Below are 20291 nucleotides of genomic sequence, written 5' to 3'. Positions count from 1 at the left end.
AGGAGTCGTCGGGCTTCGACCGTGTGATTATATGGAGGCCAAACGAGCTGTCCCCCATGCGCTTTCCGCCTGCTTTCCTCGACGAGATCCGCGACCGCGTGCCGATTTCTTCGGTGATCGGCCAGCGCGTCGCGTGGGACAGGAAGAAGACTAACGCGCCGCGCGGCGACTATTGGGCGTGCTGTCCCTTCCATGGCGAGAAGAGCCCGTCCTTCCACTGCGAGGACAAGAAGGGCCGCTACCATTGCTTCGGCTGCTCGGTTTCGGGCGACCATTTCAAGTTCCTGACCGAACTTGACGGGATGAGCTTTCCTGAAGCGGTCGAGAAGATCGCCGACATGGCCGGCGTGCCGATGCCGGTTCGCGATGCCCAGGAGGAGCGGCGCGAAAAGGAACGCGCCAGCCTGACTGACGTCATGGAGATGGCGACGGCGTTCTTCCAGGAACGGCTGCAGGGACCGGAAGGGGCAAAGGCCCGCGCCTATCTGCGCGACCGAGGGCTGACACCGGCGACGCAGCAGTCTTTCCGCCTCGGCTATGCCCCCGACGGCCGCAATGCGCTGAAGGAGCATCTTGCCGCCAGGGGTGTCCCCAAGGCCGACATCGAGGCGTGCGGGCTGGTGCGCCATGGCGACGACGTCCCGGTTTCCTACGATTGGTTCCGCGACCGCATCATGTTCCCGATCCCGGATTCCAGGGGCAAGATCATCGCCTTCGGCGGGCGGGCACTGGCGCCGGATGCGCTGGCCAAATATATGAACTCGCCCGATACGGAGCTCTTCCACAAGGGCAACGTGCTCTACAATTTCGCCCGTGCGCGCCAAGTGCTGGGAAAGGGGGCGCTGGCCAAGAGCGGCACCGTCATTGCCGTCGAAGGCTACATGGATGTGATCGCGCTGGCGCAGGCCGGCTTCGAAAACGTGGTGGCGCCGCTCGGCACCGCGTTGACTGAAAACCAGCTCGAACTTCTATGGCGCATGGCTGGCGAGCCGGTGCTGTGCTTCGACGGCGACCAGGCCGGGTTGAAGGCAGCGTGGCGCGCCGCCGACATGGCGCTGCCGGCGGTCCAGGCAGGCCGCTCCGTGCGCTTCGCCCTGCTGCCGGAGGGCAAGGATCCCGACGATCTGGTCAAGGGTGACGGGCCGGATGCGTTCCGCGCCGTGCTTTCCGAGGCACGGCCGCTGGCCGACCTCTTGTGGATGCGCGAGACCGCCGGCGGCATCTTCGACACGCCGGAACGGCGGGCGGAGCTCGAAAAGACGCTACGCGAACTGACCAGCCGCATCCGCGACGAGAGCCTTCGCTATCACTACCAACAGGAAATGCGCGAGCGCGTGCAGAGCTTCTTCGGTGCCCAGCGCGGACGCCAGCGACGTCAGGACGGACGGCCCGGTGAGCGCTTCCCGGGCAGGGTCTCAGCACCCGGCGGACAGTTTGCACGTGGCGGCGGTGCCGGTGGGCGCACCGCGATCACCGAAAGCCTCGGCCGCTCGGCGCTGGTCAAACGCGGCGGCGAGGGCATGTCGGTGCGCGAGGCGACGATCATTGCGGCCCTCGTCAACCATCCCGTGCTGATCGACGAGAATTTCGCCCATGTCGAGTTCCTCGATCTCGCCAATTCCGATCTGAAGCGGCTGCATGCGGCCATCCTCGACGCCATGGCGCACGATATGGCCAACAACCGCGAGGCTGTAATCGCGACGATCGAGCGGGCCGGCTGCGGTGAGATCTGGCAGCGCGCGGTGGCGCTGATCAAACGTGCGCGGCAATGGCCGGCGCTGGAAACGGCAGCACTCGACGATGCTCGCGATGCGTTCAGCCAAGCTCTCCACTTGCAGCGCAGCGCGCGCACCTTACATAAGGAGCTGAAGCAGGCGGAAGCAGCGCTCGCCAGCGATCCCACGGACGAAAATTACCGGCACCTGGTCGAAATCCAGGCGCAATTTCGTGATGTGCAGGCAACGGAAGCGCTGATCGAAGGGTTTGGCGTATCGTCGGGCAGAGCTGGGCGCGTTTAGATCGAAGCCTCCAGAAGACTGAAATGTAAGGACGTGCTTGCGCGTTGAATCAAGCGTGCGGTGCTCTAAGTCGGGTAATTGATTCGCTTTTTTCATGCGAATCATGCGAGAGGCGCTTGACCTTCCGCCAGAATGGCGGAATCAGGTCGATTCGAAACGTTAACCCGCCCCGGCATCGACGGGAATGCAGCGATGTAAGGTACTGATCACTGGACAGGCAGTCAGCTTGCCACAGATATCAGGGTTAATCTGGACTTAACGAGAGATGCAGTTACTGGCCCGGTAAAGCGCGTTCTGGAAGGAGCGCATCCAATTTGACCGGACCGGCAGCTTACGCGGCTTTGATACTCAGCCGCTTGGAGAAAATAAAGACTATGGCGACAAAAGAAAAGGAAGAAGTCGAGACCGAACGCGAGGCCGCGACCGATGGCCCTCTGCTCGACCTTTCCGACGATGCTGTCAAGAAGATGATCAAGGCCGCCAAGAAGCGCGGTTATGTCACCATGGACGAGCTGAATTCGGTGCTGCCCTCGGAGGAAGTGACCTCCGAGCAGATCGAGGACACGATGGCCATGCTTTCCGACATGGGCATCAACGTGGTCGAGGACGACGAGCAGGGCGAGGAGCCCGAAGCCGCCGACACTGCCGCTGATGCCGAGGAAGACGCCAACGAGCTCGCCGAGCAGACCGGCACCGCCGTCGCCGCCACCACGACCAAGAAAGAGCCGACCGACCGAACCGACGATCCGGTCCGCATGTATCTGCGCGAGATGGGCTCAGTCGAGCTTCTGTCGCGCGAGGGCGAAATCGCGATCGCCAAGCGCATCGAGGCCGGCCGCGAGACGATGATCGCGGGCCTTTGCGAAAGCCCGCTGACTTTCCAGGCCATCATCATCTGGCGTGACGAGCTCAACGAATCGAAGATCCTGCTGCGCGAGATCATCGACCTCGAGGCGACCTATGCCGGGCCGGAGGCCAAGCAGGCGCCGGTTGTCGAGCGTATCGAGGAAGCCAAGATCGAGGAAAAGTCGCGCCGTTCGCGCGAGGACGAGGACGACATCACCAATGTCGGCGGCGACACCCGTGGCCTGGTGGACGACGACGAGGAAGACGATGACGAGGCGAGCCTGTCGCTGGCGGCCATGGAAGCGGAACTGCGTCCGCAGGTGATGGAGACGCTCGACGTCATTGCCGACACCTACAAGAAATTGCGCAAGCTGCAGGACCAGCAGGTCGAGAACCGGCTGGCTGCCGCGGGCACGCTGTCGCCCAGCCAGGACCGCCGGCTGAAGGAATTGAAGGACCAGCTGATCAAGGCGGTGAAGTCGCTGTCCTTGAACACGGCGCGCATCGAGGCGCTGGTCGAGCAGCTCTACGACATCAACAAGCGCCTGGTGCAGAACGAAGGCAAGCTGTTGCGGCTGGCCGAAAGCTATGGCGTGCGCCGCGAGGAATTCCTCAAGGAATATCAGGGCTCGGAGCTCGATCCCAACTGGACGCGCTCGATTGGCAATTTGACTTCGCGCGGCTGGAAGGAATTCACCAAGAACGAGAAGGACGCCATCCGCGACCTGCGCGCCGAGATCCAGAACCTCGCCACCGAGACGGCGATTTCGATCCAGGAATTCCGCAAGATCGTCAACCAGGTGCAGAAGGGCGAGCGCGAAGCCGCGATCGCCAAGAAGGAAATGGTCGAGGCCAATCTGCGCCTCGTCATCTCCATCGCCAAGAAATACACCAATCGCGGCCTGCAGTTCCTCGACCTGATCCAGGAAGGCAATATCGGCCTGATGAAGGCGGTCGACAAATTCGAATACCGCCGCGGCTACAAGTTCTCGACCTACGCGACGTGGTGGATCCGGCAGGCGATCACCCGTTCGATCGCCGACCAGGCGCGCACCATCCGCATTCCGGTGCACATGATCGAGACGATCAACAAGATCGTGCGCACCTCGCGCCAGATGCTGCATGAGATCGGCCGTGAGCCGACGCCGGAAGAACTGGCGGAAAAGCTCGCCATGCCGCTGGAAAAAGTGCGCAAGGTGCTGAAGATCGCCAAGGAGCCGATCTCGCTCGAAACGCCGGTCGGCGACGAGGAGGATTCGCATCTTGGCGACTTCATCGAGGACAAGATGGCGATCCTGCCGATCGACGCAGCGATCCAGGCCAATTTGCGCGAGACGACGACGCGCGTATTGGCCTCGCTGACGCCGCGCGAAGAGCGCGTGCTCAGAATGCGCTTCGGTATCGGCATGAACACCGACCACACGCTTGAAGAGGTCGGCCAGCAATTCTCGGTCACCCGCGAGCGCATCCGCCAAATCGAAGCCAAGGCGCTGCGCAAGCTCAAGCACCCGAGCCGGTCGCGCAAGCTCAGAAGCTTCCTCGACAGCTGAGGCCGGGTGACGGATGAGCAGTTTCAAGGGCGCCGGTGGCGCCCTTTTCCGTTTGGGCACAGGCGATCACGATTGAACGCGCCGCTCTTGCGGGTCGTGCCCTATGAGAGGATAATTCCGCGACGGACGCATTCTCTGGGCGACAAACCCGGATGCCCGCCCCGGCGGTTGGACGCCGTGCTCCGTGGCACCGGAGGGAGGTGTGCCATGACAACTTACATCGTGCTGATCAACTGGACGGAGCAAGGCGCCAAAAACGTGCGCGAGTCGCCGAAACGGCTCGATGCCGCCAAGAAGCTGTTGGGAGACATGGGCGGGTCCTTCAAGGCATTTTATCTCACCATGGGGGATTGCGACATGGTGGCCGTGCTCGAAGCGCCCGACGATGCCGTCCTGGCTCGTTTCTCGTTAATGCTGGCGACGGCTGGCAACGTCAGGACTCGGACGCTCAAGGCTTTCCCGGAGGATGCCTATCGCGAGATCATCACCTCGCTCGGCTGAGCCGCGGCGCCTGAAGCGCGTCGCGCTGAACGGCCTTTGCGACGCGCTTTAAGCTCTTCTTTTTATGCATGTCGTTATCGCAAAACCGCTGCGTACCCTTTGGGCGACCTGGATCAGCGAAACCGGCCATTCCGCCGGTATCGTGTCACGTTGCGGCGCAACGGCATTTCTCGGATAATCCGTGCGTGTCCTCTGGTGCCGTTTCGAAACATGAGCAAGCCTCTGCTGACCGTCTGGTATAATACGCGCTGTCCGGTCTGTGATGCCGGTATCAGCCGGCAGAAGCGGCGGCTGATCGAGGCGGTCAAGGCCGGCCGGATCGAATTTCGCGACATCAATGCCGAACCGGCGGCGCTGGCCGGATACGGCATCGGGCTGGAGGACATCCGGCGCCGGCTGCATGCGATCGACGCCGACGGCAAATTGCTGGCCGGCGCCGATGTTGCCATTGCTGTATGGCGGACGACGCCCGGCGAAGGCTGGCTCGCAACGCTGTTCGGCAATCCCGGCGCACTGCCGTTGACGCGCTATGGCTATGATCGCTTTGCCGATCTGCTCTATGCCTGGAACCGGCGCAAAGGCCGCTGGTAACGGGTATTAGTCGCTCCGCACCGAAAGGTCCGGAGATTGTTTCCAGGCCTTTCGCGTGCCCTGCTATCGAGCCACGGGCTCGCAAAGCCAGCCAATGATGCAGCGCACCGCCGGCAGCACCAGCAGCAGCGTCGGAAAGGCCACCAGCCAGGACAGGCCCCAAGCCGTCAGCCAGGTGGCCAGCATGTCAGGCTGGAAGCCAAGGCTTTTCAGTGTCGAGATGAACGACACGATGAACGTCATCAGCAACGACAGCACCAGCGGGCCGAGCACGGCGGCATAGCGCGCAGGCAGCTTGCTGCGCGGGGTTTTCATGGTCATTTGGATTTCCCTGAAGCATCCGGTTCGTCGCCTTGCATCCATTCGCCGGTATTGTCGGCGTAACTGCCCGGAACGACCGGGGTGGATGCGTTGCTTCACGTCAGACGCTTACGGAGCGGCCTTCGGCCCTCATGCACCCTCTAGCTGCCCTCGCTGGCGAAATCAATCCTGCTGGTGCCATTTTCAGATATATCGTAAGATATATCTTGACTCAACCGTGGCGGGCACTTAGGTGAGATATATCGTAAGACATAACTCAAGGAGCAGACAATGCACAAAGACAATCATTTCGGGCGTCATCGTTTTGGCGAACATGCCGAGCGTGTTTTCATGCATATGGCCGGCAAATTCGGCGGACGCGGCGGCTTCGGCCCGTTCGGGCATGGCATGAGAGGCGGCGGACGCGGCGGGCCGGGCGACATGTTCCGCGCCGGGCGCATGCTGGCCGACGGCGACCTCAAGCTGATCACGCTGTCGCTGCTGGCCGAGGCGCCGCGGCACGGCTACGACATCATCAAGGCGCTGGAGGAGCGCACCAGCGGCTTCTACAGCCCGAGCCCCGGCGTGGTCTACCCGACGCTGACCTTCCTGGAAGAGGCCGGCTACGCCGTTTCTGCGGCGGAAGGCAACAAGAAGGTGTTTTCAATCACCGAGGCTGGGCAGGCGCACCTCAACGAAAATCGCGAGATGATCGACCACGTGCTCGAACATCTCGAGCGCTTCGGCCGCAAGATGGCGAAGGCGCGCGACTGGTTCGGCTGGAACGATGACGGCGACGGTGGCCGGCGCGGCCGCGGCCGCTCGGAAAAGCGCGACGAGTTTCGCGCCGTGCGCCACCGGCTGCGCGCCGCGCTCGGCGAGATCGTCGATGCGCCTGAAGCAAAGCAGGCCGAGGCAATCAGCATATTGGAAGCTGCCGCAGAGGCCTTGGAAGCGTTGTCGCGCGACTGATCTCTGGCTGCCAAGCCAGCTGCGGCCCTTGCCCGCTCGGCCAAGGACCGGTACTGAAAATCATCCTGCACCGCGCTATGTAGTGCAGGATGATTGCCGTTGGAGGATACCCCATGTCTTTTCTGAAGCGTCTTTTCGGCGGAGGCAACGAAGCCGCCGAGCCAAAGACAGCGGCGCCGGCAAAGCAGATCGAGCACAAGGGATTTTTGATCAGCGCCACGCCCTACAAGGCGGAGGGCCAGTACCAGACCTGCGGCGTGGTTTCGAAGGAGATCGACGGCGTGATGAAGGAGCACAAATTCATCCGCGCCGACCGCTTTGCCGGGCTTGATGACGCTGTCGACATCTCGATCAAAAAGGGCATCCAGCTGGTCGACGAGCAAGGCGAGAAGATCTTCGGATAGATCGGCTACTACAGCCTTGGGTCGATTGGCTCGCTTTCCAACGCCAGCACGGCGAAGACACACTCGTGAACCCGGCGTAGCGGCTGCTTGGCGACAAATCGCGTTAGCGCTTCGTGGCCAAGCGCGAACTCTCTGAGCGCCAGGCTGCGCTTGCCGGCCAGGCCGCGTTCTCGGAGGCGGACGAGATTGTCGGGCGCGTCATATTCGGGACCATAGATGATGCGCAAATATTCCGGGCCGCGGACCTTCAGCGCCGGCTGGATGAGCCCCTTCTTGCCACGGCTGACGAAGTCGCGTGGTTTGACCACCATGCCTTCGCCGCCTACGCCAGTCAGCGCTTCCCACCAGGCGACGGCCTCGGCACACGCGCTGCCGTCGGCCAGATCAACCATACGGCATCGAGTCGGCGTGACCACGCCGCCACGGGCGGCCAGACGGTCCGCGAGCGACATGTGCCAGACATGGTCCTGGTCAAACCAAACACGTCCCTCGCTGGCCAGCAGGTGGAAAGGCGCGGCCTTAAGGTCCTCGACGCCCGAAACCGGCCATACGTAGGGCGCCCAGGCGGTGGCGTATTTGGCTGCGCGGACGGCCCGGTCTTCAAGGCGTGCGTTCAGGCCGGCTGCATCGACGCCTCGCGCCATCGCACGGGCCAGCGCCTCGCTGCTGGCCTTGAGACCGGCGGCAGAGGATGTGGCCACAGGCGCATACTGGCTTTCGATCAGACTGCCGGCTTTGGCCGACCAAGGCATTATCTCGGCGTCCAGCAGCAGCCAGTCGCTGTTCAATTCTTTCCACAGATCCGCCGTGTCGACCTCGGCGCGGAGACGGGCGAGCAGGCCCTCCGTCATGGCACTGTCGTTGAAAAAGGAGCGTCCGGTGCGGGTCCAGATTGCGCCGGTTTCGTCGCCAGGGACCCCGAAGCGGCTGCGTGCCGCCTGCGCGTTCCGGCAGAGCGCGATCACTGCCCGCGAACCCATGTGCTTCTCCTCGCACACGATCTGCGCAACGCCGCGCTCGCGGAAGTAAGCGAAGGCATCCTCCGGACGTTCCAGCCAGCCGTCCTGGCTGCTGGTCTCGGACGGCGACATGGTCGGCGGCAGATAGATCAGCCATTGCGGCGAGAGCGCGAAGCGGCTCATCACCTCCAGTGCTGCCGACGCGTTCTCCTCGGCCACGACAATCCGGCCCCTCAGTCCGGTCTCGATCCAACGGCGACCGGAGACATCCTGATAATCGAGCACGCCGTCGGCGTCGGCCTGTGCCGATTTACCGGGACCGGACCCGCCCAGCGGACGTATCGGCTCCGACCAGGTCTGGATTGCCGGCACCTCGACCAGTTCGCGTTCCGGCCAGCGCAAGGCCGTCAGCTTGCCGCCGAATACGCATCCGGTGTCGATGCACAGGGTGTTGTTGACCCATTCGGCCGATAGCGTGGGCGTATGTCCATAGATAATGGCCGTCTTGCCACGATAGGCCGCAGCCCAGTCGGCACGGACGGGCAGCCCGAACTCGTCGGTCTCGCCTGTGGTCTCGCCGTACAGAGCGAACTCGCGCACAGCGCCGGAACCGCGTCCGATCATCTCTTCCTTGAGGCCGGCATGGGCGACGGCGAGGCCTCCGCCATCGAGCCAGACATGGCTGCGCAGGGCGTCGAGAAAGGCCGGCAGCGCCTCGCGCAGGCCTCGGTCCTGTGCACTTAGCTGATCGACAGTCTGCTGGAGGCCGTGAGCGACCGTGACCTTGCGGCCTTCTAGCCAGCGGCTGAGTTTGCGTTCATGGTTGCCCTGGACACAGTATGCGGTTCCAGCCGCGACCATGCTCATGGCAATGCGGAGCACGTCGGGCGAGTTGGGGCCGCGATCGACGAGGTCGCCGACAAAGACGATCTTGCGGCCCTCTGGTGGGACCACGGTGACCGTTCGGTCGCCCTGATGCTCAGACCAGACGACGCAGTAGCCCAATCGAGCGAGCAGGATATGAAGCTCATCCGAACAGCCGTGGATGTCGCCAATGATATCGAACGGGCCATGGTCGTCGCGCTTATCGGTCCACAGCGGCTGTCGCGACACCTCGGCCGCGTCGATGCTGGCCTCGCTGGTAAGCTTCCAGACTTGGCGGAAGCCCTCGCGTTGGAGGCCGCCAAGACCCTTGCGGATCTCGGTTGTCATGCGCTGGGCGACCCCGGCGCCGAACTGCCGGTCGGCTCGCACCGCATTGCGTGCGACGCACACCTCGACGCCTGGATCGAGGACCACGGCGACGGGCAAAGCGTGCCACTTGCGCGCCAGCTCAATCCAGGGCTTGCGGTCGGCGGCTCGCACATTGGTGGCGTCGATGACGGCCAGCCTGCGGTGTTTGAGCCGCTTGCCGGCTATTTCGCGAACCAGATCGAAGGCATCCGCAGAGACGTCCTGGTCGGTTTCGTCGTCGGAGATCAGCGCCCGGCACTGGTCCGAGGAGATAATCTCGGTCGTCAGGAAATGCTTGGTGGCGAAAGTCGACTTGCCCGATCCGGTCGAGCCGATCAGCACGACGAGGGCGAAGTCAGGAATGGTGAGGTTGGTCTTATCGGGTTCTCTCATCGGGTGAACACCGCCATCTGTGTGGGGGCGCCGAGGGTCGGGTCCTCGGCTCCGATACCGCTGAAGGTGGCTGCATAGCCATAGATCTCGCCGATTTTGGCCGCCCAGGCTTGGAACTGAGCCCGGCTCCATTCGAAACGGTGATCGGGATGGCGAAATGCGCCAGGGACCAGTCTTGGAAACAGAGCGTTGTAGTCCGCATTCGGAGTGGTCACGATGACGGATTTGGGCGCCGTCTCACCGAAAACGATGCGTTCGACCAGGGGCAGCCTGTCCTCGTCGAGATGCTCGATGACCTCGACCAGAACGGCGACGTCGGCTGCGGCCCAACGGCTGTCCCGGTAGGTCAGCGATCCATGCAGCAGCGTGACCCGGCCCTCGGGCGGCCCGCCTAATTCGTTCAGCTTGAGACGCTTTGCGGCCCATTCCAGTTCGCGCGCCGCCGGATCCAGACCGAACAGCTTATGGATCCATCGCTCGCGCACCAGCCTGTCGAGCAGCTTGCCTTCACCGCATCCCAGGTCCGCAACCGTGGTTCCTCCCGTCGCCCGAATGGCGTGGACAACTGCGTCCATGCGCAGATCGTTGAGCCGGATAGGCGTCTCAAGCGCTTCCTCGGGCGTGACGCGCAACTCGGCAGGTTGTGCCTCGCCAGCCGTCTCGGGAGCCAGCCGCTCCAGGGCGATGCGGGTCAAGGCCCTGCGATAGCCAAGATAGCGGCGCACGATCAGGTCTTTGGCCGGATGGTTTTCCAGCCAGCCTTCGCCTTTGGACAGCAGCTTGTCGATCTCTGCTTCGCCGACCCAGTAATGCTTGGCATCGTCCATCACCGGGATCAGCACATAGAGGTGGTTCAACAAGGCGCTGAGTCGGCCCGTGCCAGTCAGCTTCAGATGGCCATATCGGGGCTCGCCTGCAGCACCCCCGTTTCCTTCGATTGGCGTCAGATCGACTGTCCAGCCCATGGGTTCGAACAAACTTCGAACCAGAACCTCACCGCCGCGCATTGGCAGTGGAGTAACCACGGCTTCCAGCGGCAGTTCGCTGTCGGCCAGTTCCTGGCGCTCCTTCAATATACCGGTCATCGCCGTCCGCAGCATTTTGTTCAGCGCCACCGACAGGAAGGATGATGCTGCGTAAGGCCGGTCGTTCACATATTGGTCGAGCAGGCCTTCTGCCTGGCCCTTGCCCCGCACCAGTCCCACAGGATCGACATCGAGCAGGAGTGCAGCCTCGCAACGGTCTTCGGTTGCCTCGGGATAGAACAGCCACGCCTTGCCGAAAGACAGGTCGGTCTCGTGCAGGCGATCCGGATGCTTGTGCAGCAAGAAACCGAGATCGGTGGCCGGACGGTGCGTTGTGGCAACGGAAAGGAACATCCGCGACCGATAGCGCAGACAAGCGGAATAACCAATGGCGGTTGTGTGGCCCACCACAATAGGTTGTCGCCAACGACAACAAGGGCAGGCGCCGGCGCCTGCCCTTGTACAATTCAGACGATGCTGACGCTTTATGCCGCGGTGGCCACGCGCTCGGCATTTCCGGTCGCGGCCACAATGGCGTCGACCCTGGTCGAGGCCTTGGCCAGCGCTGCTGCCACCGCATCGGCGCCCATGCCGACCCCTTCGATGCGGATGACCTCGACATCGGTCATGCCGAGGAAGCCAAGCACGCTGCGCAGGTAGGGAATGGCGTGATCGAACTGCACGGCCGCACCTTCGGAATAGATGCCGCCCGAAGCCAGTACGATGTAGACCTTCTTGCCGGTGACGAGCCCCTTGGGGCCGTTCTCGCCATAGGCAAAGCTCTTGCCGGAACGGGCAATGTGATCGACCCAGGACTTCAGCGTCGAGGAGATGTTGAAGTTGATGAAGCCGGTGGCGAGAATCACCGTATCGGCCGCGAACAGTTCATCCAGCACGACATCGGAGACGCCAACGACTTCAGCCTGGCGTGAGGTCCGCGCTTCGGCCAGCGTGTAGATGCCGGTCGCATAATCGGCATCGATGTGCGGCAACGGATTGGCGACGAGGTCGCGCACGACAAGCGTGTTCGACGGATCGGCGGCAACAAGCTTTTCAGCGAATTCAGTAGCAATTCGGGTCGAGTGCGAGGCAGCGCCGCGCGGGCTCGATGTGACAAGAAGGATGGACATAATGGGGTCTCCAGTGTTGGATTAAAATCTCTTGGCAAATATGTGTGCGCAGACCCATTTGAAAAACTGGTATATTTTGCATATTATCCATCTAAAATGTGGATTGAACGATGCAACCGAACCCGACGCTTGACCAACTGCAGATCCTGGTTGCTGTGGCCGAGACCGGCAGCTTCTCGGCCGCCGGGCGCAAATTGAATCGCGCGCAATCGGTGATCAGCTACGCCATCGCCAACCTCGAAGCGCAGCTCGGGCTGAAGCTGTTCGAGCGCGAGGGCACGCGTGAACCGCAACTGACCGATGTCGGCAAGGCGACGCTGGAAGATGCGCGGCGCATGGTCGGCGTGCTGCAACGCATCCGCTCGCGTGTCGACGGATACCGGCAGGGATTGGAGGCGGAAGTTACGCTGTCGGTCGACGTGACGCTACCGTCGCCGGTGCTGGTTCGGGTGCTAAAGGCATTCGAGGCGCAGTTCCCGGCCGTGACGCTGCGTCTCCATATCGGCTCGCTTGGCCTTATCCTCGATCATGTTGTCGGCGGACAGGCCGATCTCGGCATCGGGGGGCTTCTGGGTGAGACGGACGTGAATCTGCTTCGCATCGGCTTCTTCTCCCTGGTGCCAGCCGCAGCGCCTGATCACCCTCTGGCGCTGCTGCCGAGGCCAGTGGCGCTAGAGGATGTCCGCGAACACATCCAACTGGTCGTCTCGGACCAGTCCGAGCGTACGCGCGGGCGTGACTATGGCGTCTTCGCCTACCGCACCTGGCGGCTGACGGATGTGCGCACCAAGCACGTGCTGATGCGCGAGGGGCTGGGCTGGGGCGGGCTGCCGCGATGGCTGATTGCCGATGATCTGGCGACCGGCCGGCTCGTCGAACTCGATCTCGAGCCTTACAGCGAAGTCCGCTCGCCGCTCTATGCCATGCACCGCGCCGATCGCAGCCCAAAACCGGCGGCCGCCTGGCTGATCGACCAGTTCAAGCGCCAGCTAGGCTGTTTCAACGAGTTCGAACCGGGTGAGGTGCCTGAGGAGGAGCCGGAGACAGGCCGTCGATCAGCGCTATGAGAACGGCGCGATAGTCCTCGATCGATGCTCCAGTTTCGATGGCGAGCGCTGCGCGGTCGAAGGCGGCAGCGAGCAAAGCGGTCAGTGCTTCCACAGGCAGTCTCGTCGTGGAGTGCGAGCGCATCGCGGCAACAAGGCCTTCGCGCAGCGAACGGTTGCCATGGCGATTGTCGATCGCATCCATGGCGGCGCGGCCGAGCAGGGCCGGGCCATCAAGCAGCAAGAGCCGCGTACGGCCGGGGGCACGCATGGCAGCCAGATAGGCATCCGAGCCGGCAATCAGCGCATCGCGGGCAAATAGCGAAGGCGGCGACGCGCGTTCGATCTCTTCCGAGACGGCTTGCGCCTCCTGTTCGACCACAGCGGCAAACAACGCCTGCTTGTCGGCAAAGTGATGATAGAGCGCGCCGCGCGTGACGCTGGCAGCGGCGACGATCTCGGGTGTGCCGGTCTCGGCATAGGACTTTTCGGTGAACAGTTTGCGAGCCGCGGCGATGAGCTCGGCGCGTGTCGCCGCGGTGCGATCACGGTTGGAGCGACGAGCGGATCCTTGTTGCATACATGCAGCCTGTATGTTATTGCCATTTACATGCAGACTGTATGTTATTTGCCGGGAGAAGGAAAGATGAGGACGACGAGCTATTATCCGGTGCTGATGACGAGCGACGTTGCCGGCACGGCAGCCTTTTATGTTGCGCATTTCGGCTTCAAGCCGCTGTTTGAGGCCGACTGGTACGTGCATCTGCGCTCGGCCGAAGACCGTCGCGTCAACCTCGGCATCGTCCAGGGCGATCATGAGACGATCCCGGAGGAAGGGCGGGGCCGCACATCTGGCCTGCTGATCAATTTCGAGGTCAGGGATCCGGATGCCATCTATGAGCGGATCACCGCCGCTGGCCTGCCGATCCTGCGAACGCTGCGCGACGAACCCTTCGGCCAGCGCCATTTCATCACCAGGGATCCCAACGGCGTGCTGATCGACGTGATCAGGCCGATCCCGCCGAGCCCAGAATTTATGGCGCAATATGCGCAGGGTGCTGCGGCGCGCTAACTCGCCCGCGCCAACGGCATCACGGTGACCTGAGTAATGCCGGAGCGGCGCACCACCGTGCACAGTGTCTCGCTGCCGATGCGCTCGGCGTCGAGCATGCGCACCAGATTGTCGACGCCGGTGACCGGGCGGCCGTCGATGGCGGCAATAATGTCGCCTTCCCTGAGGCCGGCTTTGGCCGCCGGGCTGTTCTTTTCGACGGTGCGCAGGCGCACCGCCGTGCTGCTCGACACTTGCGACAAAAGGGCTGCGCGGCGCGGCAGGTTGGTGGTGTCGGCGGAAACGCCGATGAAGGCACGGCGCACACGGCCGAAGCGGATGATTTCCGAGATGACGAAATTGGCGGTGTTGGAGGCGACCGCGAAGGCGATGCCTTGCGCACCGTGGATCATCGCGGTGTTAACGCCGATCACCTCGCCAGCCGAGGACACCAGCGGTCCGCCGGAATTGCCGGGGTTGAGCGCGGCGTCGGTCTGGATGACGTCGTCGATCAGCCGGCCGGTGGAAGCACGCATCGAGCGGCCGAGTGCCGAGACGACGCCGGTGGTGACGGTCCATTCGAAGCCGAGCGGGTTGCCGATGGCAATGGCGATCTGGCCGCGCCTCAGACGCTTGGAATCGCCAAGCGGCGCAACGTCGGCAAAGTTGCCGTCGGCGCGCACCAGCGCAATGTCGGTGTCGGGATCGCGGCCGAGCACGCGGCCTTCCCTGGAGGCGCCGTCCGGCATTGACACGCGCACGCTGCGCGCATCGCCGACGACGTGGAAGTTGGTGACGACCAGCCCGTCCTGCGCGATGACGAAGCCGGAGCCATGGCCACCCGGGCCACCGATGCGCTCGATGCGCTCGATGCGGCAGACGGCGGGCCCGATGCGGTCGACGGCATCGGCGACCGTCGCCGAATAGGCATCGAGAAGGGCATCGTCATATTGCAATTGCTGGGCGGGCAGGGCCATCCGAGGGCTCCGTTTGGAACAAGATGAACAATGCCTATATGTGCGGAGCGGCCGGACCGGCCGCGACCTGACCAGATGGCCAGTCAAATGCCCAACTAGCCGTCAGGCGAGTATCCGCCATCGCCCTGCCGGGCGATATCTGGGTCACGAAGAACCCAGGAGATAAATCATGAGCGATTTCAATCTGAGCACGTTTTCCGACGCCATTGCCGACATCGCGGCAGCCGCGGCACCAGCGACGGCCAGCTTCGCGACGCACCACCGGACGTCAACTGCTTTCCACTGGCGGGACGGCTATTTCGTCACTGCCGAGGAGGCGGTCGAGGCCGGCGAGGAGATCGAGCTGACGTTTTCTTCGGGCGAAGCCATCAAGGCGGAACTGGTCGGCCGCGACCCGTCCACCGGCACGGCCGTTTTGAAACCGGCCGGCGCGCCGGGCGCCCCGTCACTGGTAAAGGCGGATGCGGTGCGGCCGGGCAACCTGGCGGTCGTGGCGGGCAATAGCGACGGCACCTCGCTCGCTACCTTCGGTACGGTCGGCGAGGTCGGCCCGGCCTGGCGTTCAATGCGCGGCGGCACGATCGACCGGCGCATCAATCTTGCCGTCAATGCCGGCGGCCGTTTCGAGGGTGGCCCTGTGCTCGACGCCAAGGGTGGACTGATCGGCATGCTGCTGTTCGGGCCACGCCGGCGGGCGCTGGTCATGCCTTACGAAACGATCGAGCGGGCAGTCACGACGCTGCGCGAGAAGGGTCATGTGGCGCGCGGCTATCTTGGCGCCGGCCTGCATCCGGTCCGCAATGGTGATACACAGGGCGCCATGGTGATGAGCCTCGACGATAATGGGCCGGCGAAAGCAGCCGGTCTCAGTCTCGGCGACATCATCGTGTCGTGGAACGCAGAGACGGTGCATGGGCCGCGCGAGCTGATCCGCAAGCTCGGGCCGGACAGCGCCGGTGCCTTGGTGACACTCGGCGTGGTGCGCGGCGGCGAGAATCGTGAGGTTTCCCTGACCATCGGTGAAAAACCACTGAGCTGAGGGATTGATGGTAAGCGGTGAGGTCGCTGGCAGACGGCTGACGGTGCTGATCGCGCTCGGTGACGCCGAGCGCGCACGAAGTCTGTCTGCGGCTCTCGCCGCGACCGATGATCTGCGGCCGGTTCTGGCCGGCGAAGTCGACGGGCGTGAGGCGGCGGATGTCGCCATCGTCGGTGATCATGGGCTACAAGGCGGGCTCGTCGACGCGGCTATGCCTCGCGTGCTGCTATCGTCGCGAGCGGCCCGCGAACGGCCGGCCGATACAGTGTTTGCCGTGCTGCCGGTGCAAGCGGACGAGTTGCTGATCGCCGCCGCCGCGCGGCTCGCGGCTGCGGGCTACCGGATTTCGCGCGACAGCCATGCTCTATCCGATCGGCATCACGATTTGATCTTCCATGACAGCGACCGGTTCGAAGAGGAACCGACTGACGAGCATATCGTCCGGCCGACGCTTTCGCCGCGGGAAGGCGAGGTGCTGGCGCTGCTGGCCGAGGGCGCCCCCAACAAGGTCATCGCGCGGCGGCTGAACATCTCCGTGCATACGGCGAAGTTCCATGTCGCAGCGATTCTGACGAAGCTCGGTGCCGCCAACCGCACCGATGCGATTGCCATCGCCATGCGGCAGGGCCTGGTGCTGGTCTAGCTCAGATTGTCTCAAGGCCGACGCAGCGTAACCCGCATGCGGTGTGTTGGGCCTTGCGCGGCGGTTCTCAGCCGCGCAAGGATCGTGTCTTTCATGTTGCAGGAAGGCGCAAGGATGTCGCTCAAGGGAAAGACGCTTTTCATCTCCGGCGGGTCGCGCGGCATCGGGCTGGCGATTGCGCTGCGCGCCGCGCGCGATGGCGCCAATGTGACGATCGCGGCCAAGACCGCCGAGCCGCATCCGAAGCTGCCCGGGACGATCTACACAGCGGCGCACGAGATCGAGCAGGCCGGCGGCAAGGCGCTGCCGGTGCTGTGCGACATTCGGGATGAAGAACAGGTCGCCGAAGCGGTCGCCAAGACCGTGGAGAGGTTCGGCGGCATCGATATCTGCGTCAACAACGCCAGTGCCATCCAACTCACCGGCACGCTGGAGACTGATATGAAGCGCTACGATCTGATGCACCAGATAAACGCGCGCGGCACTTTTCTCGTCTCCAAAATGTGCATTCCGCACTTGAGGTTGGCGGAAAATCCTCACATCTTGAATCTGGCGCCGCCGCTCGACATGAAGGCCAAGTGGTTCAAGAACCATGTCGCCTACACGATGGCGAAGTTCGGCATGTCGATGTGCACGCTGGGCATGAGCGCCGAGTTCGCCAGGGATGGCATTGCGGTCAATTCGCTATGGCCGATCTCGACCATCGACACCGCGGCGGTGCGTAACCTCCTGGGCGGGGCGACGGTGGCGGCGATGAGCCGTTCGCCCGACATCATGGCCGATGCGGCATACGCCATCCTGGTCAGGCCGTCGCGTGAAGCGACCGGCAATTTCTACATTGACGAAGAAGTGCTGCGCGCTGAGGGCGTCAGCGATTTCTCGGCCTATGCGCCGGGTGCGACAGGCCCGCTCGCCGCCGACTTTTTTGTGCCGGACGAGGTGTTCGGCCGGTCGGATACCAAAATCAAAGGTATCTACTGACGGAAAGTATCTCGCTACAGAAGTATCTCTCAAAAGACCGGCACAGACGCGTGCTCACTCCCCGGCTTTCTTGGCTTTGCCAAGACCCATCAGCCGGTCGATATAGGCAAGCATCAGTGCCGACAGAACGAAGGCCAGATGAATGATGGTCAGCCACATCAGCTGGTCGGTCGTGTAGGAGACCGAGTTCAGGAACACCTGCAAGAGGTGGATCGAGGAGATCGCTACGATTGTCGAGGCGACCTTGACCTTCAGAGAGCCGACATCGATCGTGCCCAGCCAATGCACCTTGCCGTCATTTTCATCGAAGCGGCTGACGAAGTTTTCGTAACCCGAGATGATCACCATCACCACCAGTGAGGCGACCAGCGCGGCATCGATGAGGCCGAGTATTTTCAGGATGGTGTCGGTGTCATCGAGCGTGAAGGCGACGGAGACGAACTCGAACAGCTTCTTGCCGAAGGACACGGCATAGATGGCAAGTGCCGCACCCAGTCCGAGATAGAAGGCGACCAGCAGCCAGCGCGAGGCGAGAATGATCGATTCGATGGCGAGTTCGAGGCGCTTCATGCGGCGATTCGGGCTCCGTTGTCGGAGCGCCGTATTTCGGGCAGGCTGCGGCGGTTTGCAAGGTTTCAAAAAAACGAAACCCCGCCGGGGAGGGGAACCGGCGGGGCTCGTGTGTCCCGCTGGAGTCGGGACAGGGCAGGGAACGCCCTTTCCAGAATCTGGGATGGGTAACCGCGCGTTTCAAGATTGATGACCGCGCGATTCAATGGTTGATCAAATCGCGCGGTTCACATTGCGGTTTATTGGGCGCTGGCCACCGGCGCTACCAGGGGGGTAATCCGGCGGATGGCGACGCGGCGGTTCTCGCGGTTGGGTCCCGACGTGTTGACCTTGAGATACTCCTCGCCATAGCCCTGCGTCGTCAGGTTCTCCGGCGGGATGCCAAAGGCGTTGGTCAAGGCTTCGGCGACCGCCTCGGCGCGGCGGTCGGACAGAGCAAGGTTCGCTTCCGGTGTGCCGACAGCGTCGGTATGGCCCTCGATCAGGAAGCTCTCGGCCGGGTTTTTCTTCAGCAGCTTGTCCATGGCGTTGGCAACACCCTCCAGCTTCTGGACCTCGGTGTCGGAAATCGAGGCCGAACCGAATTCGAAGTTGAGCGTGTCGAGGTCGATGCGGCGGGCGATGTCGCGCACGCGGGCCGAGCGCTTGACCTCGTCGATCGAATAGAGGCGCTGGACCCTCTCGACCGGCGGCCGTTCGAGGAAGGTGTAGTAGTCGTCCGGATCCTCGACCTCTTCGGAATCCAGAATGTATTCCTCTTGCGGGATGGTAAGGCGCATCGGCGGCAGGTCGTCGCCCGGGTCGCGCCAGTCTGCATCATCGTCATAGTTCCGCTCGTCGACATAGCTCAGCACATATTCGCGGCCGTCGGGCGCGATGCGTGAACGCTGGATGACGTCGCCGTAGCGGTTGCGGATGGTGACGATCCGGACACCATTGTCACGCTCGACGATTTCCCGGGTGCGATCGCCCGACAGGTCCTCATAATAGACATTCCTGGCGCCGCGGTGCATGCGCGGTGCATCGCTGCTTTCGACGAACGTCTGGTTGTTGAACTGGAGGATGACGCGGTCGCCGAATTCCCTGACGACGTTGGCACCCTGGGGGCGCGGACGACGACGAACATCCTCGATGTCCGGCGCACGCTCGACGCGCTTGCCTTTTTCCTCGGTCACCGGAACGATCTTTTCAGGCTTGATCTCCCGCTGGGCTGCCCGGTCGTCGGTGGGCGGCGGCCCCTGATCGACCGGAGCCGGCTTCGGGGCTTCCACCTGGTTCTCGCCCTGCTGGGCGGGCTGGTTGCCCTGCTGCTTACCGGCATTTTGGCCGCGCTCCTTGCCACCCTTGCGCTTGCGCAAGACATCCTTCTGGCTGTCCAGAACAGGTGCCTCGTTCGGATTGGCCTGGGCTTCACCCTGGACCGGATTTTCACCCTGGACAGGCGCGGCCTGGCCAGTCGAAGGCTGTTCGCCGGTCGAGGGCTGTTGCTCTCCTGTCACCGGCTGTTCGCCGACAGGCCTCTTGCCACGTTTCTTGATCTTGTCCTGGGGCTGTTCGCCCTGGACGGGAGCGGCCTGCTGCTCGGTCGGAGCCGGTTGGGCCTGTGGGGTCGCTTCCTTATTGGTCGGCGCCGGCTGGCCTTCCGCCTCCGTGGCGGGTCCGGTCAATTCAGCAGGCTTCTTGCGCTTGCCCGGCTTTTGTCCGGGCTCGACAGTCGGAGCCTGTTCTGCCGGGGCAGCCTCGATCTGCTGGTTCTGTTTTTGCTTCTTCTTGCGCGGATTGACGTTGGGCTGGTTGTCGTTTGCCGGCGCTGCCTGCTCGGCCGGTTGTTCCGATGGGGCCGCTTCGATCTGCTGCCGATTGCGCCGCTTCTTGCGGGGTTGCTCGGACTCGGCCGGAGCGATCTGCTCGGCCGGAGCGGATTCTGTTTGCTGCTGCTGATTGCGCCGCTTCTTGCGGGGTTGCTCGGACTCGGCTGGAGCGATCTGCTCGGCCGGAGCGGATTCTGTTTGCTGCTGCTGATTGCGCCGCTTCTTGCGGGGTTGCTCGGACTCGGCTGGAG

Annotated in this window: 19 protein-coding genes; 11 read left to right on the top strand and 8 right to left on the bottom strand. The window is 63.3% G+C overall.

The window, feature by feature from the left end:
- Positions 1-56: 56 nt before the first annotated feature.
- From dnaG to NKJ23_RS27780, 4 genes are all read left to right on the top strand, one after another.
- Complete coding sequence (dnaG, locus tag NKJ23_RS27795) at positions 57-2018, top strand: DNA primase (protein WP_352683776.1); 1962 nt, start codon at positions 57-59, stop codon at positions 2016-2018.
- A 374-nt stretch (positions 2019-2392) separates the two neighbouring features.
- Positions 2393-4414, top strand: a complete 2022-nt coding sequence (rpoD, locus tag NKJ23_RS27790; protein WP_352683773.1) for an RNA polymerase sigma factor RpoD — start codon at positions 2393-2395, stop codon at positions 4412-4414.
- A gap of 207 nt (positions 4415-4621) precedes the next feature.
- Positions 4622-4915 (top strand): GYD domain-containing protein, encoded by a 294-nt coding sequence (locus NKJ23_RS27785; protein WP_352450720.1) that lies wholly within the window; start codon positions 4622-4624, stop codon positions 4913-4915.
- A 210-nt stretch (positions 4916-5125) separates the two neighbouring features.
- A complete protein-coding gene (locus NKJ23_RS27780; protein ID WP_352450721.1) occupies positions 5126-5506 on the top strand; it encodes a thiol-disulfide oxidoreductase DCC family protein in 381 nt (126 codons plus the stop codon).
- Between the two features lie 63 nt (positions 5507-5569).
- Here NKJ23_RS27780 and NKJ23_RS27775 read toward each other — a convergent pair whose 3' ends face one another.
- Positions 5570-5827 carry a DUF2798 domain-containing protein gene (locus NKJ23_RS27775; RefSeq protein ID WP_352683771.1) on the bottom strand — a complete coding sequence of 86 codons (258 nt, stop codon included), beginning with the start codon at positions 5825-5827 and terminating at the stop codon, positions 5570-5572.
- 270 nt (positions 5828-6097) lie between these two features.
- Here NKJ23_RS27775 and NKJ23_RS27770 point away from each other — a divergent pair, with 270 nt between their 5' ends.
- Together NKJ23_RS27770 and NKJ23_RS27765 are read left to right on the top strand one after the other, a co-directional pair.
- Positions 6098-6778 carry a PadR family transcriptional regulator gene (locus tag NKJ23_RS27770; protein WP_352683770.1) on the top strand — a complete coding sequence of 227 codons (681 nt, stop codon included), beginning with the start codon at positions 6098-6100 and terminating at the stop codon, positions 6776-6778.
- Between the two features lie 113 nt (positions 6779-6891).
- Positions 6892-7182 (top strand): HlyU family transcriptional regulator, encoded by a 291-nt coding sequence (locus NKJ23_RS27765; protein WP_023678291.1) that lies wholly within the window; start codon positions 6892-6894, stop codon positions 7180-7182.
- Between the two features lie 8 nt (positions 7183-7190).
- Here the strand turns inward: NKJ23_RS27765 and NKJ23_RS27760 are convergent, their stop codons facing one another.
- From NKJ23_RS27760 to NKJ23_RS27750, 3 genes are all read right to left on the bottom strand, one after another.
- Positions 7191-9767 carry a polynucleotide kinase-phosphatase gene (locus tag NKJ23_RS27760; RefSeq protein WP_352683768.1) on the bottom strand — a complete coding sequence of 859 codons (2577 nt, stop codon included), beginning with the start codon at positions 9765-9767 and terminating at the stop codon, positions 7191-7193.
- A complete protein-coding gene (locus NKJ23_RS27755) occupies positions 9764-11146 on the bottom strand; it encodes a 3' terminal RNA ribose 2'-O-methyltransferase Hen1 (RefSeq protein WP_352683766.1) in 1383 nt (460 codons plus the stop codon). The genes NKJ23_RS27760 and NKJ23_RS27755 overlap by 4 nt, the downstream gene beginning before the upstream one ends.
- 131 nt (positions 11147-11277) lie before the next feature.
- On the bottom strand, positions 11278-11922 hold the full coding sequence (locus NKJ23_RS27750) for an FMN-dependent NADH-azoreductase (protein WP_352623566.1): 645 nt from the start codon (positions 11920-11922) through the stop codon (positions 11278-11280).
- A 110-nt stretch (positions 11923-12032) separates the two neighbouring features.
- Here NKJ23_RS27750 and NKJ23_RS27745 point away from each other — a divergent pair, with 110 nt between their 5' ends.
- Positions 12033-12989 carry a LysR family transcriptional regulator gene (locus tag NKJ23_RS27745; protein ID WP_352683764.1) on the top strand — a complete coding sequence of 319 codons (957 nt, stop codon included), beginning with the start codon at positions 12033-12035 and terminating at the stop codon, positions 12987-12989.
- On the opposite strand, the gene NKJ23_RS27740 is transcribed toward NKJ23_RS27745, so the two are convergent.
- On the bottom strand, positions 12922-13548 hold the full coding sequence (locus NKJ23_RS27740; protein WP_352683762.1) for a TetR/AcrR family transcriptional regulator: 627 nt from the start codon (positions 13546-13548) through the stop codon (positions 12922-12924). The two genes, NKJ23_RS27745 and NKJ23_RS27740, sit on opposite strands and share 68 nt — an antisense overlap.
- A 66-nt stretch (positions 13549-13614) precedes the next feature.
- Here NKJ23_RS27740 and NKJ23_RS27735 point away from each other — a divergent pair, with 66 nt between their 5' ends.
- Positions 13615-14040, top strand: a complete 426-nt coding sequence (locus NKJ23_RS27735) for a VOC family protein (RefSeq protein WP_352683760.1) — start codon at positions 13615-13617, stop codon at positions 14038-14040.
- On the opposite strand, the gene NKJ23_RS27730 is transcribed toward NKJ23_RS27735, so the two are convergent.
- Entirely contained in the window at positions 14037-14996 is a 960-nt protein-coding gene (locus NKJ23_RS27730) for a S1C family serine protease (protein ID WP_352683759.1), read from the bottom strand. The genes NKJ23_RS27735 and NKJ23_RS27730 overlap by 4 nt on opposite strands.
- Positions 14997-15165: 169 nt before the next feature.
- Here NKJ23_RS27730 and NKJ23_RS27725 point away from each other — a divergent pair, with 169 nt between their 5' ends.
- The 3 genes from NKJ23_RS27725 to NKJ23_RS27715 all read left to right on the top strand — a co-directional run bounded on the left by NKJ23_RS27725 (position 15166) and on the right by NKJ23_RS27715 (position 17659).
- Positions 15166-16035 carry a S1C family serine protease gene (locus NKJ23_RS27725; RefSeq protein WP_352683757.1) on the top strand — a complete coding sequence of 290 codons (870 nt, stop codon included), beginning with the start codon at positions 15166-15168 and terminating at the stop codon, positions 16033-16035.
- A 7-nt stretch (positions 16036-16042) separates the two neighbouring features.
- Entirely contained in the window at positions 16043-16678 is a 636-nt protein-coding gene (locus tag NKJ23_RS27720) for a helix-turn-helix transcriptional regulator (protein ID WP_352623574.1), read from the top strand.
- Between the two features lie 114 nt (positions 16679-16792).
- A complete protein-coding gene (locus NKJ23_RS27715; protein ID WP_352683848.1) occupies positions 16793-17659 on the top strand; it encodes an SDR family oxidoreductase in 867 nt (288 codons plus the stop codon).
- Between the two features lie 54 nt (positions 17660-17713).
- Here NKJ23_RS27715 and NKJ23_RS27710 read toward each other — a convergent pair whose 3' ends face one another.
- Positions 17714-18229, bottom strand: coding sequence for a TIGR00645 family protein (locus NKJ23_RS27710; RefSeq protein ID WP_352683754.1), 516 nt, complete (start codon positions 18227-18229; stop codon positions 17714-17716).
- Positions 18230-18468: 239 nt separating this feature from the next.
- On the bottom strand, positions 18469-20291 hold a 1823-nt coding region (locus tag NKJ23_RS27705; protein WP_502897746.1), incomplete at its 5' end, for an OmpA family protein.

Origin of the sequence: Mesorhizobium sp. M0184 (genome assembly GCF_040322215.1) — a bacterium.
Taxonomy (GTDB): domain Bacteria; phylum Pseudomonadota; class Alphaproteobacteria; order Rhizobiales; family Rhizobiaceae; genus Mesorhizobium.
Note: the sequence above shows the minus strand (reverse complement) of the source record. Positions and strands in the feature narration are given on the sequence as shown.